Genomic DNA, 571 nt, shown 5'->3' with positions numbered 1-571 from the left:
CACGGTGTCGTTCCAGAAGGTGGCGGTGTAGTCGCGCCCCAGCCGCACTTCACCGAAGCCGCCGGAAAGACTGACGGTGGAACGGCGATTGAAGTTGGAGATGCCGTTGGCGCCATCGTCGTTGCTGATGGGTGCTTCGAGCCAGAAGCTGGCGGCCAATCCACCGCCCAGGTCTTCGGTGCCGCGGAAGCCGATGCGGCTGGAGTTGTAGCCGGAGTTGGCAAGGCTCCATTGGCTTTGCTTGCTGCTGGCACCGGTCACCGGGTCGCGCGAGGTGGCCGATTGGTAGCTCACGCCGGCATCGATGACGCCGAACAAGGTAACGGACGATTGGGCAGAGGCCAGGCCGGTAACGGCCAGTGCGGCGAGTGCCGTGAGGGATTTCTTCATTCAGGTTTCTCCGGTTTGAGCGGCTCTTCATCGAGCTGCTGGAACGGATGGTCTTGTCCAAATTTGGAGGAATCTGGTGGGGTGCCTTTCACTGTTGTTTTTGGGTGCACTGTTTTTTTGGGTGCTCTTGTTCGGGGTGACTTCGGGGTGACGGCGATGGGGGTTGTGTCCTGGGGTGGCC

Annotated in this window: 2 protein-coding genes; both read right to left on the bottom strand. The window is 61.1% G+C overall.

Annotated elements, in window-relative coordinates; translation table 11 throughout:
* The coding region (locus DBV14_RS21465; protein ID WP_148092447.1) for a porin at positions 1–390 on the bottom strand (390 nt) is incomplete at its 3' end.
* The coding region (locus DBV14_RS33640; protein WP_221621908.1) for a hypothetical protein at positions 387–571 on the bottom strand (185 nt) is incomplete at its 5' end. The genes DBV14_RS21465 and DBV14_RS33640, both read right to left, overlap by 4 nt.

Source organism: Variovorax sp. KBW07 (assembly GCF_003852515.1).
Classification (GTDB): domain Bacteria; phylum Pseudomonadota; class Gammaproteobacteria; order Burkholderiales; family Burkholderiaceae_C; genus Variovorax.
Note: the sequence above shows the minus strand (reverse complement) of the source record. Positions and strands in the feature narration are given on the sequence as shown.